Annotated in this window: 15 protein-coding genes and 1 pseudogene; 6 read left to right on the top strand and 10 right to left on the bottom strand. The window is 63.2% G+C overall.

The window, feature by feature from the left end; translation table 11 throughout:
* Positions 1-5: 5 nt before the first annotated feature.
* From JYK05_RS08400 to JYK05_RS08360, 9 genes and pseudogenes are all read right to left on the bottom strand, one after another.
* Positions 6-590, bottom strand: coding sequence for a TIGR00730 family Rossman fold protein (locus JYK05_RS08400; RefSeq protein WP_206466626.1), 585 nt, complete (start codon positions 588-590; stop codon positions 6-8).
* Positions 590-1,327 carry a TetR/AcrR family transcriptional regulator gene (locus JYK05_RS08395; protein WP_206466625.1) on the bottom strand — a complete coding sequence of 246 codons (738 nt, stop codon included), beginning with the start codon at positions 1,325-1,327 and terminating at the stop codon, positions 590-592. The genes JYK05_RS08400 and JYK05_RS08395 overlap by 1 nt, the downstream gene beginning before the upstream one ends.
* Positions 1,328-1,488: 161 nt before the next feature.
* Entirely contained in the window at positions 1,489-2,055 is a 567-nt protein-coding gene (locus JYK05_RS08390; RefSeq protein WP_206466624.1) for a diacylglycerol kinase, read from the bottom strand.
* Positions 2,052-3,083, bottom strand: a complete 1,032-nt coding sequence (locus tag JYK05_RS08385; RefSeq protein ID WP_206466623.1) for a glycosyltransferase family 1 protein — start codon at positions 3,081-3,083, stop codon at positions 2,052-2,054. The genes JYK05_RS08390 and JYK05_RS08385 overlap by 4 nt, the downstream gene beginning before the upstream one ends.
* A gap of 31 nt (positions 3,084-3,114) precedes the next feature.
* Positions 3,115-3,891, bottom strand: a pseudogene (locus tag JYK05_RS08380) (UDP-2,3-diacylglucosamine diphosphatase); the annotation flags it as partial.
* A 257-nt stretch (positions 3,892-4,148) separates the two neighbouring features.
* The gene (locus JYK05_RS08375; protein ID WP_206466621.1) at positions 4,149-4,652 is read right to left on the bottom strand and encodes an RDD family protein; all 504 of its coding nucleotides are present in this window, start codon (positions 4,650-4,652) and stop codon (positions 4,149-4,151) included.
* Positions 4,653-4,659: 7 nt separating this feature from the next.
* Positions 4,660-5,415: a DUF3106 domain-containing protein gene (locus JYK05_RS08370; RefSeq protein ID WP_175944247.1), complete on the bottom strand. Its 756-nt coding sequence runs from the start codon at positions 5,413-5,415 to the stop codon at positions 4,660-4,662.
* 27 nt (positions 5,416-5,442) lie between these two features.
* Complete coding sequence (locus JYK05_RS08365) at positions 5,443-5,895, bottom strand: DUF3619 family protein (protein ID WP_206466620.1); 453 nt, start codon at positions 5,893-5,895, stop codon at positions 5,443-5,445.
* Positions 5,892-6,455, bottom strand: a complete 564-nt coding sequence (locus JYK05_RS08360) for an RNA polymerase sigma factor (protein ID WP_175944243.1) — start codon at positions 6,453-6,455, stop codon at positions 5,892-5,894. The genes JYK05_RS08365 and JYK05_RS08360 overlap by 4 nt, the downstream gene beginning before the upstream one ends.
* 368 nt (positions 6,456-6,823) lie before the next feature.
* On the opposite strand from JYK05_RS08360, the gene JYK05_RS08355 reads away from it, so the two are divergent.
* The 5 genes from JYK05_RS08355 to pssA all read left to right on the top strand — a co-directional run bounded on the left by JYK05_RS08355 (position 6,824) and on the right by pssA (position 11,903).
* The gene (locus tag JYK05_RS08355; protein ID WP_206466619.1) at positions 6,824-8,587 is read left to right on the top strand and encodes an acetolactate synthase 3 catalytic subunit; all 1,764 of its coding nucleotides are present in this window, start codon (positions 6,824-6,826) and stop codon (positions 8,585-8,587) included.
* Between the two features lie 109 nt (positions 8,588-8,696).
* Positions 8,697-9,188 (top strand): acetolactate synthase small subunit, encoded by a 492-nt coding sequence (ilvN, locus tag JYK05_RS08350; RefSeq protein WP_008341906.1) that lies wholly within the window; start codon positions 8,697-8,699, stop codon positions 9,186-9,188.
* A gap of 68 nt (positions 9,189-9,256) precedes the next feature.
* The gene (ilvC, locus tag JYK05_RS08345; protein WP_175944239.1) at positions 9,257-10,273 is read left to right on the top strand and encodes a ketol-acid reductoisomerase; all 1,017 of its coding nucleotides are present in this window, start codon (positions 9,257-9,259) and stop codon (positions 10,271-10,273) included.
* 105 nt (positions 10,274-10,378) lie between these two features.
* Positions 10,379-11,023, top strand: coding sequence for a phosphatidylserine decarboxylase (locus tag JYK05_RS08340; RefSeq protein ID WP_206466618.1), 645 nt, complete (start codon positions 10,379-10,381; stop codon positions 11,021-11,023).
* A gap of 13 nt (positions 11,024-11,036) precedes the next feature.
* The gene (gene pssA / locus JYK05_RS08335) at positions 11,037-11,903 is read left to right on the top strand and encodes a CDP-diacylglycerol--serine O-phosphatidyltransferase (RefSeq protein ID WP_175944235.1); all 867 of its coding nucleotides are present in this window, start codon (positions 11,037-11,039) and stop codon (positions 11,901-11,903) included.
* A gap of 75 nt (positions 11,904-11,978) precedes the next feature.
* Here pssA and JYK05_RS08330 read toward each other — a convergent pair whose 3' ends face one another.
* Entirely contained in the window at positions 11,979-12,659 is a 681-nt protein-coding gene (locus JYK05_RS08330; RefSeq protein ID WP_206466617.1) for a glycine zipper 2TM domain-containing protein, read from the bottom strand.
* A gap of 320 nt (positions 12,660-12,979) precedes the next feature.
* On the opposite strand from JYK05_RS08330, the gene JYK05_RS08325 reads away from it, so the two are divergent.
* Positions 12,980-13,900: a restriction endonuclease gene (locus JYK05_RS08325; protein ID WP_206466616.1), complete on the top strand. Its 921-nt coding sequence runs from the start codon at positions 12,980-12,982 to the stop codon at positions 13,898-13,900.
* The last annotated feature ends 231 nt before the right edge of the window (positions 13,901-14,131 follow it).

The raw sequence follows: 14,131 nt of genomic DNA, 5'->3' as shown, positions 1-14,131 counted from the left end.
TCTCCTTAGACTGCGTTGCGTTTCTCGGACCACTTGTCGTTCGCGGGCGGCGTGTAGGCCGCGAGCTTCGCGATCATCTCGTTCGGCTCGGCGGCCACCTGAATCATGTCCAGATACGGCTTGCGCATGAAGCCTTCGTCGATGGTATGACGCAGCATCGACAGAAGCGGGTCGAAATAGCCGTTGATGTCCAGCAGGCCGACGGGCTTCTGGTGATAGCCGAGCTGCGCCCACGTGTACACCTCGAAGAACTCTTCGTACGTGCCGACGCCCCCGGGCATCGCGACGAAGGCATCGGCGAGATCGGCCATCTTCTTCTTGCGCTCGTGCATGTCGGGCACGACGTGCAGTTCCGTGAGATCGGTATGGCCGACTTCCTTCGCGAGCAGCAGTTCGGGAATTACGCCGACCGCGCGTCCGCCGGCGGCGAGCACTTCATCGGCGATCAGGCCCATCAGCCCGACGCGGCCGCCGCCATACACGAGCGACAAGTTCGCCTCGACGAGGGCGCGGCCGAACGCGCGCGCGGCTTCTGCATAGACGGGGCGGGCTCCGGAGGCGGAGCCGCAATACACACACACTGCCTTCATTATCGGGAATCCTTCGGTGTTTCGTTCTTCGATGCGCTGGCGGCATCGTCGCGCGGCGGCAGGAAGTCCGCATATTCGCGCTTGGGCATCTTACCGGACACCAGATCGTCGAAAAGCTGGCGCGAGCGGCCGCGCAGATACGGCGCCATGATCGAGATGATGTGCACGCTCACCTGATGAAGCTCCGCGCGAATCGCTTCCTGATCGTTGTACTTGCGCGGGTTCATCACGTACTGATACGAGAGCCAGTAGGTCGCGATCACGCCGATGTTCGTCGCGATGACCTCGATCTCGGCGGGCGTCGCGACCATTTCCTGATCGGCGACGAGCGCCTCGCACAACTGCTGCGCGAAGCGCACCTTGTGCGTGATGATCTGCTTGAAGTGCGTTTCCAGCGTGCGGTTGCGCGCGAGAAGGTCGTTCAGGTCGCGGTAGAGAAAGCGATACGTCCAGAGAAAATCGGCCATGTACTGCAGATAGGACCACATCTCGTCGATGGTCGGCCGGTGATCGTCCGGAAAGCGCAGGCGCTTCTGAATCTGCTGCTCGAACTGCGCGAAGATGCTGTTGATGATGTCGTCCTTGTTGCGGAAATGGTAGTACAGATTGCCTGGACTGATTTCCATCTCCTCGGCGATGGTCGTCGTGGTGACGTTGGGCTCGCCGATATCGTTGAACAACTTCAGCGACAGCTCGAGAATCCGTTCGCGGGTACGGCGGGGAGGTTTCGCTTCCATGTCGTCCGACCTTGGCATCCGGTTGCGGCGGCCTCGTGCAAGCATGCCCGCGTCCGGTTCCGTTGCTATTTTTGAGAATATCGGACGATTATAAACCGCTCGTTCTCCGTTCCGGACGCGGCCTCGCTGACCCGGCGACGACTTTACGAGATACGGCGCGCTCAAGCCAGAAGTCGCCCGAGCCACGCAGCCGCGGCGGGCGCGTGCGGCCACAGAATCATGGCCCACGTGAGCACGCATACCGCGAGCGCGACCATCACGGCGGCGCTGCCGAAGTCCTTCGCGCGCTTCGAGAGTTCGTGGCGTTCGAGCGAGATGCGGTCGATCGCCGCCTCGACGCTCGAATTCAACAGTTCGACGATGAGCACCAGCAGCACGGAGCCGATTAGCGCGGCGCGCTCGACAGGCGCCACCGGCACGAAAAGGCTGCACGGCAAAAGGATTGCCGCGAGCGTCAGTTCCTGCCGGAAGGCGCTTTCCTCGCGAATCGCGATGCGAAAACCTGCGATCGAGTTCTTCATCGCGTGCCAGGCGCGCGTGAAGCCGCGATTGCGCTTGTACGGATTGAAGGGGAGGTCGTCGGTGCCGAGCGGCTCGGTTGCCTGAGCGTGCGAATCGAGCGTATCCGCGCTGGCGTCGGTGTCGTCGTCGAACGGGTCCATGATGCGGCCCGCCGCCGCGCGGGCGTTCGCTTCGGCGCGTTCCTCCGCCAACGGGCGACGCGTCATGCGGGCGCCCGGTCGGCGCGCGGCGCGCGCGGCTCGAACTGCCGCAAATGCGACGCGAACTGCTCCGACGCCGCGCGCCAAGAGAAGCGTTCGGCCCAGGCGCGCGCGTCGGCACGGTCGATCTTCAGCGCCTGAAGGCACGCCTCGCGCAGGTCGTCGTCGAGCGCGCCGGGTCCGTGTTCGCCGAGCACGTCGATCGGGCCCGTGACCGGATACGCCGCGATCGGCGTGCCGCAGGCCATCGCTTCCCGCAGCACGAGGCCGAACGTATCGGTGCGGCTCGGAAACACGAAGACATCGGCGGCGGCGTACACCTTCGCGAGTTCCGGCTGCGACAGCACGCCGAGATAGTTGACGTTCGTGTAGCGAGATTTCAGCTCGGCGAGCGCCGGGCCTTCGCCCGCGACCCATTTCGAGCCGGGCAGATCGAGTTTCAGAAACGCTTCGACGTTCTTCTCGATCGCCACGCGCCCGACGTACAGAAAGATCGGCCGCGCGGTGTTGAGCACCTTCGAGTCCATCGGATGGAAGATGTCGAGATCGACGCCGCGCGTCCACAGCACGACGTTCGTGAATCCATAGGCCTCCAGATCTTTCTTGACCACGGGCGTCGGCGCCATCACCGCCTGCGACGGTCCGTGGAACCAGCGCAGAAAGCGATACGTCATCGCGAGCGGAATGCCGAAACGCGCCTTCACGTATTCGGGAAAGCGCGTGTGATAGGCGGTGGTGTACGGCAGCTTGTGACGCAGCGCGTACGCGCGGGCGGCGAGGCCGAGCGGGCCTTCCGTCGCGATGTGCAGCGCATCGGGATCGAACGCGTCGATGCGCTCGGCGACATGACGGCCCGCCATCAGCGACAGGCGAATCTCGGGATAGGTCGGGCAGGGAATCGTCCTGAATTCGAGCGGCGTGAGCATATCCACGCGATGCCCGAGCGCCGTCAGTTCCTTGCTCGTATTCTTGAGTGTGCGCACGACGCCGTTGACTTGCGGCTCCCATGCATCGGTCACGATCATGATCTTCATTGCGGTTCCTCGTGTGGCCTGATGGATGCGTTCACACCGTCGCGCGGGCTTTCGCGGCCGGCTGTCCGGGCGCGCGCATGACGGTCCAGTAGACGACCTTCAGCTCGCCGTCGTAGGTCTCGACGAGCGCGGAGAGACTCTCTACCCAGTCGCCGTCGTTGCAATACAGGATGCCGTCGATATCGCGAATCTCGGCCTTGTGGATGTGCCCGCACACGACGCCGTCGCAGCCGCGGCGGCGCGCTTCATCGGTCATCACGCGCTCGAACTGCGAGATGAAATTGACCGCGTTCTTGACCTGATGCTTCAGGTACTGCGAGAGCGACCAGTAATTGAGGCCGAGCTTCGTGCGCACGCGATTGAACCAGCGGTTGAGCAGCAAGATCGCGGTGTACGCGGTGTCGCCGAGATAGGCGAGCCATTTGGCGTGCTGAATGACGCCGTCGAAGAGATCGCCGTGGACGATCCACAAGCGCTTGCCCGCGAGCGTCGTGTGAAACGCCTCGCCGCGCACGTGAATGTCGCCGAACGCGAGATCGCAGAACTGGCGCGCGGCTTCGTCGTGATTGCCGGGGATATAGACGACTTGCGTGCCCTTGCGCGCCTTGCGCAGGATTTTCTGCACGACGTCGTTGTGCGCCTGCGGCCAGAACCAGCCTTTGCGAAGCTGCCATCCGTCGATGATGTCGCCGACGAGATACAGATATTCCGATTCGTGATGCCGCAGGAAGTCGAGCAGATAGGCGGCCTGACAGCCGCCGGAGCCTAAGTGGATATCCGAGAGCCAGATCGTGCGATAACGATGCGTTCCGTCCGCCGATTCGTTATCGGCGACGGGGGGCGCCGTCTCGAGTGACTCGGGCACAAGCGCCGACGGATCGACGCGCAAGCCGGAACTGCGAAAACGGTAAGCGGTGGAGGGATCGAATGCCGGCGTGACTGTCGGGTGGAGGGCCATTGGCTCGCGCATCGAGTTTTGGTATGCGCATTACGCCGTGCGGCCGTGACCGAGCCGTGACAGTCACGAGAAGTTCTTATTACGCGTGAAGCCGACGAGAGTTCCAGCTACGCCGCGACGATGCGCGTGCCGGCGAGGCGGTCGTGCAGGAACTGGCGGGCGGGATCGAGCCAGACGGCTGCCGCCCACAGCGCGATCCAAACGGGGAGCACGATCAGCGTCTGCGGCACCGCCAGCGAAAGCAGCGGGTGCAGCGCGAGCGGCGGCAGGAACCATAGCCACGCGAGCACATAGCGCGCTAGCGCCCGGCCGACGGTGAGCGGCTCGCCGCGCGCATCGACGACTTTCAGGCGCCAGGTTTTCATCGGCAACGTCTGGCCGCCGTGCGTCCAGAACCACACGAAATACGCCGCCAGCACGAGACCGATCCACGACATCAGCCAGTCGTGATGCGTGAGGCCGCTGCGCTGCTGGGTGAGTGTGCTGAAGAGATACCCGGCGATGAACACGACGCCGAACAGGATGACGCCTTCGTAGACCATCGTGGAGAGGCGCCGGCGCAGGCTGGGCGCGCGAAGCGGCGGGATGGTCGCGGTGGCGGAGACGCTCATCGCGCGATCACGAACCGTTGTACATCGAAGGCGCCTGCTGCGGCGAAACGGGAATCGGCGTGGCCGGGACGATGCTCGCGGCGTTCGGCACGGCAGGCTGCAACGGCGTGCCCGATGCCGGCGCGCCCGCGCCCGGCCCGGCTTCCGCGTGCGAAGCCGCATGGCCCTGCTCGCGCGCCGCGACGAGACGGTTGATGTCCTTCACTTCGGCCTTGCCGGTCGGCGGGGCGCTGACCACGGTCGGGCGGCGGCCTCGCTCGCTTGCGGCGAGCTTTTTCTTCTGTTCTTCCGAGAGCTTCTGATACGCGTCCCAGGCCTTTTCGCGCTTGTCGGGCGGCACGAGCTTCGACACCTGGTAGTTTTCCCGCGCGACCTTGCGCTGGTCGGGCGTCATGCGCACCCATTCCTCCATGCGCTGCTGCAGCCGCTTCTGTGCGTCCGGCGACATGCGGTGATAGCGCGATGCGATCTTGAGCCACTTTTGCTTGCGCTCGTCGCTGAAGGAGTCCCACTGCGTGGCGAAAGGTGCGAGCGCAACGCGCTGCGCCTCCGTCAGGCGGCTCCAAGAGAGCGGGTTGTCCGATGAAAGCGCGGCGAGCGGCGAGAGAGACCCGTCCGCGCCCGCGCTCGCGCCGCTGGGCGCGGCGGCGGACATGGACGCCGTGGCGGAGGACGAATAGAAACGCGGGTAAGTAGCGGCGAACGCGACCAGACCCGCAATCGCGCAGCCGAAGACAATCGCGAGACCGCGCTTGTAACTCACCCGAATTTCCCCCGCTCGGTTTGATGCTTAGTGATTGCGCGTCAGATACGCGTTGAAGCCGTGATCGAGATAAGCGTCGAGCGGCAGGCTGTCGCTCATCATGGCCGCGTCGATGTCGGCGAGTTCGGCCTTGCGCTGCTGATCTTCCCAGTAAGCGATGCCCGCCAGCGCGACGGCGAGCGCGAACACCGGGCCCGCCAGCCCGAAGCCGCCCAGGCGCGCGAACAGGCTCTTGCGGCCGTGCGCATCGCCGGAACCGCCGGCCAAGAGCGCGGCGCCCGCGCCGGCCAGAACCGGCGTGAACGCAGGCGCAGCGGCGGCGACCGCCACTTTCTCGGGCTTCTTGCGCGCGATCGCGGCGCGGCGCGCCTCGGCGAGCCGATCCATCGCGGCGGCCGGAATGGCCGACGTGCTTTCGTCGAGCGCGCGCACGACCTTTAGCGCGAACTCGTTTTCCTTCGTTTCAAGAGCGGAACTCATAGCGTGATCCCTTTGGCTTTCAGGGCTTGCGCGAGAGCGTGCGTGGCGCGTGAACAGTGCGTCTTCACGCTGCCCTCGGAGCAGCCCATCGCGGCGGCCGTCTCTGCGACATCCATATCTTCCCAGTAACGCATGAGAAAAGCTTCTCGTTGACGCGCCGGTAACTTCTGGATTTCCGCGTCGATCAGGTTGAGCACCTGCTCGCGTTCCAGCCGGCTCTCGCTGCTTTCGCTGCCGGTCGCGCCGTCCTCGGATTCGAAGGTTTCGAGCGGGTCGAACTCGTCGTCGTCGGCGCTGCCGAACGAGGAGAACAGGCTGATCCAGGTATTGCGTACTTTCTGGCGGCGAAAGTAGTCGTGCGTCGCATTCTGGAGGATACGCTGGAACAAAAGAGGAAGCTCGGCCGACGGCTTGTCGCCGTACTTTTCCGCGAGCTTGATCATGGCGTCCTGGACGATGTCGAGCGCCGCGTCGTCGTCGCGGACGGTGTACACGGTCTGCTTGAACGCGCGTCTTTCGACGCCCGCCAGAAAATCGGCGAGTTCCTTGTCTGATGCCATCCGTTGGGGACCCGGCGCAACGAATTTGCGTCGAAAGAGATTGTGGAGTTCCAGGAAAACCTGCGGATGCTAGCAAATTTTCGCTGTCGCGGGAGGATCGGGAAACGATTTGTTGCGCGGTATTGCGTGCTCAGGGCATGCGAGAAACGCCCGACCGAAACATTCCAGGCGTGGCGGGGAAATTTTTGCTTGACCGTGCCCGCAAAAACGGGCTATCGTTCCCGACTCGCATCATAAAGTGAATTGTCTGCTTTGAGGCGAGCCCAAGAAGTTCGCCTGTCAAACCAAGACGCGCCGCTTGAACCCGAGCCACAAGCCCGGCAGAGAGCACCCGATCAATTTTTTGCCGAAAATTCGAAAGGTGATGAATGAACATGCCTAGCGCGGAATTCTCCACGTCGGATACCACTCCCTCTCACGAAGCCGATTCCATCGGTGCGACCGTGCTCATGCGCGCGCTTGCCGACGAAAACGTCGAGTTCGTGTGGGGCTATCCCGGCGGCTCGGTACTCTACATCTACGACGAGCTGTACAAGCAGGACCAGATTCAGCACATTCTCGTGCGCCACGAGCAGGCCGCCGTGCATGCCGCCGACGCGTATTCGCGCTCGACCGGCAAGGTGGGCGTGTGCCTCGTGACTTCCGGCCCGGGCGTCACCAATGCCGTCACCGGCATCGCCACGGCCTACATGGATTCCATTCCGCTCGTCGTCATCAGCGGGCAGGTGCCCACTGCGGCCATCGGCCTCGACGCGTTCCAGGAATGCGACACCGTCGGCATCACGCGGCCCTGCGTCAAGCACAACTTCCTCGTGAAGGACGTGCGCGATCTCGCCGCCACCGTCAAGAAAGCCTTCTACATCGCGCGCACGGGGCGTCCCGGCCCGGTGCTGATCGACATTCCGAAGGACGTGTCGAAAGCGCCGTGCCGCTACGAGCCGGTCAAGAGCGTGTCGCTGCGCTCGTACAACCCGGTCACGAAGGGCCACTCCGGCCAGATCCGCAAGGCGGTGCAACTGCTGTTGTCGGCCAAGCGCCCGTACATTTACACCGGCGGCGGCATCATTCTCGCGGACGCATCGCGCGAACTGAACCAGTTCGCCGATCTGCTCGGCTATCCCGTCACCAATACGCTGATGGGTCTGGGCGGCTATCGCGCGAGCGACAAGAAGTTCCTCGGCATGCTCGGCATGCACGGCACCTACGAAGCCAACATGGCCATGCAGCACTGCGACGTGCTGATTGCCATCGGCGCGCGCTTCGACGACCGCGTGATCGGCGACCCGAAGCACTTCGCCTCGTCGCCGCGCAAGATCATTCATATCGACGTCGATCCGTCGTCCATCTCGAAGCGCGTGAAGGTCGATATCCCGATCGTCGGCGACGTGAAGGAAGTCCTGAAAGAGCTGATCGAGCAGCTTCAGCACGCGGAGCACGGGCCGGACACGGCCGCGCTCAAGTCATGGTGGGACGAGATCGAAGGCTGGCGCTCGAAAGACTGCCTCGCCTACGACCGCAAGAGCGAGATAATCAAGCCGCAGTACGTCGTCGAGAAGCTCGCGGAGCTGACGGACGGCAACGCCTTCGTGTGTTCGGATGTCGGCCAGCATCAGATGTGGGCGGCGCAGTTCTACCCGTTCAACAAGCCGCGCCGCTGGATCAACTCGGGCGGCCTCGGCACGATGGGCTTCGGCCTGCCCGCCGCGATGGGCGTGAAGATGGCTTATCCCGACGAGGACGTGGTCTGCATCACGGGCGAAGGCTCCATCCAGATGTGCATTCAGGAGCTCTCGACCTGCAAGCAGTACAACACGCCGGTCAAGATCATCTCGCTCAACAACCGCTATCTCGGCATGGTTCGCCAGTGGCAGCAGATCGAATACAAGAAGCGCTATTCCAGTTCGTACATGGACGCGCTGCCCGACTTCGTGAAGCTCGCCGAAGCGTACGGCCACGTCGGCATTCGCGTCGAAAAGACCGCGGACGTCGAACCGGCGCTCAAGGAGGCGCTGCGTCTGAAAGATCGCACCGTGTTCCTCGACTTCCAGACCGATCCGACCGAAAACGTATTCCCGATGGTGCAGGCAGGCAAAGGCATCACGGAAATGCTGCTCGGCTCTGAGGATCTCTAACGCGGCTTTGTCACGCGAGGCTCGTGCGCGCCTGTCTCCACAAAGGACGAGCGCCGCGCGCGGGTTTCTCGGACGAACGCTTCTTCTGGACATATCGGGAAACACGCACATGAAACACATCATCTCCGTACTGCTGGAAAACGAGCCGGGCGCGTTATCGCGTGTCGTCGGGCTCTTTTCCGCGCGCGGCTACAACATCGAAACGCTGACGGTGGCGCCGACCGAAGACAGTTCGCTGTCGCGGCTCACCATCGTCTCCATCGGCTCGGACGACGTGATCGAACAGATCACGAAGCACCTGAACCGCCTGATCGAGGTGGTGAAAGTGGTCGACCTGACAGAGGGCGCCCACATCGAGCGCGAGCTGATGCTCATCAAGGTAAGGGCAGTCGGCAAGGAACGCGAAGAGATGAAGCGGATGGCGGATATCTTCCGCGGCCGCATCATCGACGTGACCGAAAAGACCTACACCATGGAACTGACGGGCGCCTCCGACAAGCTCGACGCGTTCATTCAGGCGCTCGACGCCACGGCGATTCTCGAGACGGTTCGCACGGGCAGTTCCGGCATCGGCCGGGGCGAGCGCATCCTGAAGGTGTAGCACCACACGCAACTCGACTCATTTCCTCTGCTTCTCGCGGAGACAGACCCAGGACTCAAGGAACCACCATGAAAGTTTTCTACGACAAAGACGCCGACCTCTCCCTCATCAAGGGCAAGCAAGTCACCATCATCGGTTATGGCTCGCAAGGCCATGCGCACGCGCTGAACCTGAAGGAAAGCGGCGTGAACGTGACGGTCGGCCTGCGCAAGGGCGGCGCCTCGTGGAGCAAGGCCGAGAACGCCGGCCTGCCGGTCAAGGAAGTGGCCGAAGCGGTGAAGGGCGCCGACGTCGTGATGATGCTGCTGCCCGACGAGCAGATCGCCGAGGTGTACGCGAAGGAAGTCCACGCGAACATCAAGAACGGCGCGGCGCTCGCGTTCGCGCACGGCTTTAACGTGCACTACGGCCAGGTGATTCCGCGCGCCGATCTCGACGTCATCATGATCGCGCCGAAGGCGCCGGGTCACACCGTGCGCAACACGTACACGCAAGGCGGCGGCGTGCCGCACCTGATCGCGGTCGCGCAGGACAAGACCGGCTCGGCGCGCGACGTGGCGCTCTCGTACGCGGTGGCCAACGGCGGCGGCCGCGCGGGCATCATCGAAACGAACTTCCGTGAAGAAACGGAAACCGACCTGTTCGGCGAACAGGCGGTTCTGTGCGGCGGCACGGTCGACCTGATCAAGGCCGGCTTCGAAACGCTGGTGGAAGCGGGCTACGCGCCGGAAATGGCGTACTTCGAGTGCCTGCACGAACTGAAGCTGATCGTCGACCTGATCTATGAAGGCGGCATCGCCAACATGAACTACTCGATCTCGAACAACGCCGAGTACGGCGAGTACGTGACGGGTCCGCGCATCGTCACGGAAGAGACGAAGAAGGCGATGAAGGCCGTGCTGAAGGACATCCAGACCGGCGAATACGCGAAGAGCTTCATCATCGAGAATCGCGCCGGCGCGCCGACGCTGCAATCGCGCCGCCGCCTGACGGCCGAGCATCAGATCGAGCAGGTCGGCGAGAAGCTGCGCGCAATGATGCCGTGGATCGCCAAGAACAAGCTCGTCGACCAGTCGAAGAACTAAGTTTTTCGCGCGTCACGGTTCTTGCTGTCGTGAAAGCCGCCCGAAGCCGCTGTGCCGAGGGCGGCTTTTGCTATCCTACGGGTTTTAAAAACACAGACCTCGTTCATGAACTATCCCCATCCGATCATTGCCCGCGAAGGCTGGCCGTTCATCGCCATCGCGGCCGTCGTTGCCATTCTCGTGCAGGCGATCGGCGGCTTCGGCTTCGCCTGGATCTTCTGGCTGATCGTGATTTTCGTCGTCCAGTTCTTCCGCGATCCGCCGCGCCCCATTCCCACGCAGGCCAATGCCGTGCTGTGTCCGGCGGACGGGCGCATCGTCGCGGTGGAAACCGCGCATGATCCGTACGCGGGCCGCGAGGCGCTGAAGATCAGCGTGTTCATGAACGTGTTCAACGTGCACTCGCAGCGTTCGCCGGTCGACGGCGCGATCACCAAGGTGCAGTATTTCCCGGGCGCGTATCTGAACGCGGCTGTCGACAAGGCGTCGACCGAGAACGAGCGCAACGCCATCGTGCTGCAAACCGCGACCGGGCATACGGTGACGTCGGTGCAGATCGCCGGGCTGATCGCGCGGCGCATTCTCTGCTACGTCCACGCGGGCGAGCCGCTCACGCGCGGCCAACGCTACGGCTTCATCCGCTTCGGTTCGCGCGTCGACGTGTATCTGCCGGTCGGCAGCCGGCCGCGCGTGGCGATCGGCGAGAAGGTGTCCGCCTCGTCGACGATTCTCGCCGAGTTCGCGGAATAACGCGGAGGCGTCGATGGCGGCATTCAAACCGCGCCGGAACCGCATGAACGGGGCGCCGCCGCGCGCGTTTCGTCGCAACAAGGCGGTGCAAGACGTCGGCGCCGTGGAAACGCGGCGCGCGAAGCGGCAGCAATTCCTGAGAAAGCGCGGCATCTATCTGCTGCCCAATGCGTTCACCACGGCTGCGCTCTTCTGCGGCTTCTTCGCGGTCGTTCAGGCGATGAACGTGCGCTTCGAGATCGCGGCCATCGCCATTTTCGTCGCGATGGTGCTCGACGGCATGGACGGCCGCGTCGCGCGCATGACGCATACGCAGAGCGCGTTCGGCGAGCAGTTCGACAGCCTGTCGGACATGGTGTCGTTCGGCGTCGCGCCGGCGCTCGTCATGTACGAATGGGTGCTGAAGGACCTCGGGCGCTGGGGCTGGCTCGCGGCGTTCGTGTACTGCTCGGGCGCGGCGCTGCGGCTCGCGCGCTTCAATACGAATGTCGGCGTGGTCGACAAGCGCTATTTTCAGGGCTTGCCGAGCCCGGCCGCGGCCGCGCTGATCGCCGGCTTCGTGTGGCTCGCGACCGACAATCGCGTGCCGCTCAAGCTCGTGTGGCTGCCGTGGGTCGCGTTCGCGCTGACCGTCTACGCGGGCGTCACGATGGTGTCGAACGCGCCGTTCTACAGCGGCAAGGCGCTCGATGTGCGCTATCGGGTGCCGTTCGCGGGCGTATTGCTGGTCGTGGTGGCGTTCGTGCTCGTTTCGTCGGATCCGCCCGTCATGCTGTTCTGCCTCTTCGTGCTGTATGGCTTCTCGGGCTACGTCTGGTGGGCGTACATGGCCATGCGCGGGAGACCGAATCCGGCGCGCAGTTCTCAGCGCGACCACTAACGCGGGGTTTCCACGATACAAAAGGGCGGCGGGTTGCTAACCCCGTCGCCCTTTTTGCATGAGGCGGTCGGCCTATCAGCCCGCGTCGACCAGCGTGCCGTTATGCACGCGCACATGCTGCCCCTGCGCGAACGGCGGCTGCTGATGATAGGTGAAATAACGCGTCTTGCCGTTTTCCATCCGCACCCGTACCGAGTAATCGGTTTCGCTGCGCAGGTGCTTTTCGACCGAATTGCCCGCGAGCCCGCCGCCGAGCGCGCCGAGCAGCGTCATGGCGGTGCGGCCGCCGCCGTGTCCGAACTGATTCCCGACGACGCCGCCCGCCACCGCGCCGCCGACCGCGCCGATGCCGGTTCCGTGCCCTTCGCGACGCACGGCTGAGATGGCTTCGACGGTGCCGCACGTCGAGCAATAGGCGGGGTGTTGCGGCGGCTGCTGTGCGTATGATGGTTGCGCTGGCGCTTGCTGTACCGGCTGAGTCGCGGCTTGCGCGGGCGCGGTTTGCGCGGCTACCGGCTGGACGGCGGGCGGCGCGGCGGGCGCGACCACCGGTTGTTGCTGCGCGACTGCGGCGGTCTGCGTCTGCGCGTTCTGCGCGGAATTGCTGTGCGCGCCGGGGAAAAACCCGGTCACGGCGGCCGTTGCCGCAAGGCTCGCGACGATGACCGCGCCCGCAGCCGTCGCGACCAGCGGATGCAGGCGGCGCGGCTCGCCGGTGCCGGGCGTGGGCGTGATGTTGTTGGTCCCGTTGTCCATTTCTAACCTCCGTTAGAGGCGAAGTGCCGATAGCGTCAATTCTCGCGCAGATGCCGCGTCGGCGCTTTTTCAGGTTGTAACCGCGTTTTCTTGATAGAAGCACGTTGGATGCCAGGCGTGACGGGCAAATAAGGTTCTTCGTGGATTGCGGGCAGAGGCCGTATGCGACCCAAAGCGGACCAATGCAGCAGTGGTTCGAGAATGACTCCTACCAAAGGGGAGCGGACGTTCCGTGCTTAGTCACCGGTCAAGGAACGGGTATCATCTCTCACCGCGACGCAGAACCGCGGCGTTGCCGTTTGACTCAATAATTTTCGACAATGGCCATTCCCGACTTTCAGACTTTGATGTTGCCCGTCCTGCGCTCTTCCGAAATGGGCGAGGTGAAAATTTCCGATGTGGTTCAGTCGCTGGCTGACAAATTCGAACTGACAGAGGACGAGCGATCAGAACTATTGCCATCTGGAAAGCAGACCACTTTTGCAAACCGTGTGCATTGGGCCAAAAGCTATCTGGGCAAGGCTGGACTGGTGGAGTTGACCAAACGAGCACACTTTAAGATTAGTGACCGCGGGCGTGAGGTATTAGCCAATCCTCCTGAAAAGATCGACATTCACTTTCTGGACCAATTTCCGGAGTTCGTGCTGTTCCGGGACGCCGGCAATGGTAGTGACAACGCAGGAAAAGACTCGCCCACAGTCGAAGCAGTCCAAGCGAGCGGCATGACGCCGGACGAAATCATCCGAAAGGCTCACGCAGAGCTGGACGATGAACTTAGTCTTGACTTGGTCGCCCGCGTTATTGCCGCACCACCGGAGTTTTTCGAGCGCTTAGTGGTCCAATTATTGTTGGCCATGGGTTACGGGGGTTCTACAAGCGACGCCGGCCGAGCGCTAGGCAAGAGCGGTGACGGCGGCGTTGACGGTGTTATCGATCAGGACGCGTTGGGCTTGGATCGTATCTACGTGCAGGCGAAGCGCTACTCTGACGGCAACAGTGTAGGCTCGGGCGCGATCCGCGATTTCTTCGGGTCACTGGATCGCTTCAAGGCAGCAAAGGGACTTTTTGTCACCACCTCGTCGTTCTCGCCTGCCGCCAGAGAAACGGCTGAATTCCTCAGCAAGCGCATCGTCTTAATTGACGGTCGCCAGCTGGCCAAGCTGATGATTCGGTTCAACGTCGGGTGTCGCGTTGAAGAAACCATTGAGCTAAAAAAGGTCGATGAAGAGTTTTTTGAGTGAACGCAGGACGGCCGCACCGCGGAGCAGCCATTCGAATCGCCGGAGGACCGAAAGGCTCAACGACGCGTTATGGCAGGTGACGCTGCGTGGCTACAAACAGACGCTTAGACGGTGCGACCGCGCTTGCTTACTGCGACGTAAGGCCGACGATCCGACTTTGCGCCGATTGGAACGCGCTGGAATACCCTTCAGCGCCATGAGCCATTCCGTCGGCTCGGATGGTTGAGCCGT

Source organism: Caballeronia sp. M1242, assembly GCF_017220215.1.
GTDB lineage: Bacteria > Pseudomonadota > Gammaproteobacteria > Burkholderiales > Burkholderiaceae > Caballeronia.
Note: the sequence above shows the minus strand (reverse complement) of the source record. Positions and strands in the feature narration are given on the sequence as shown.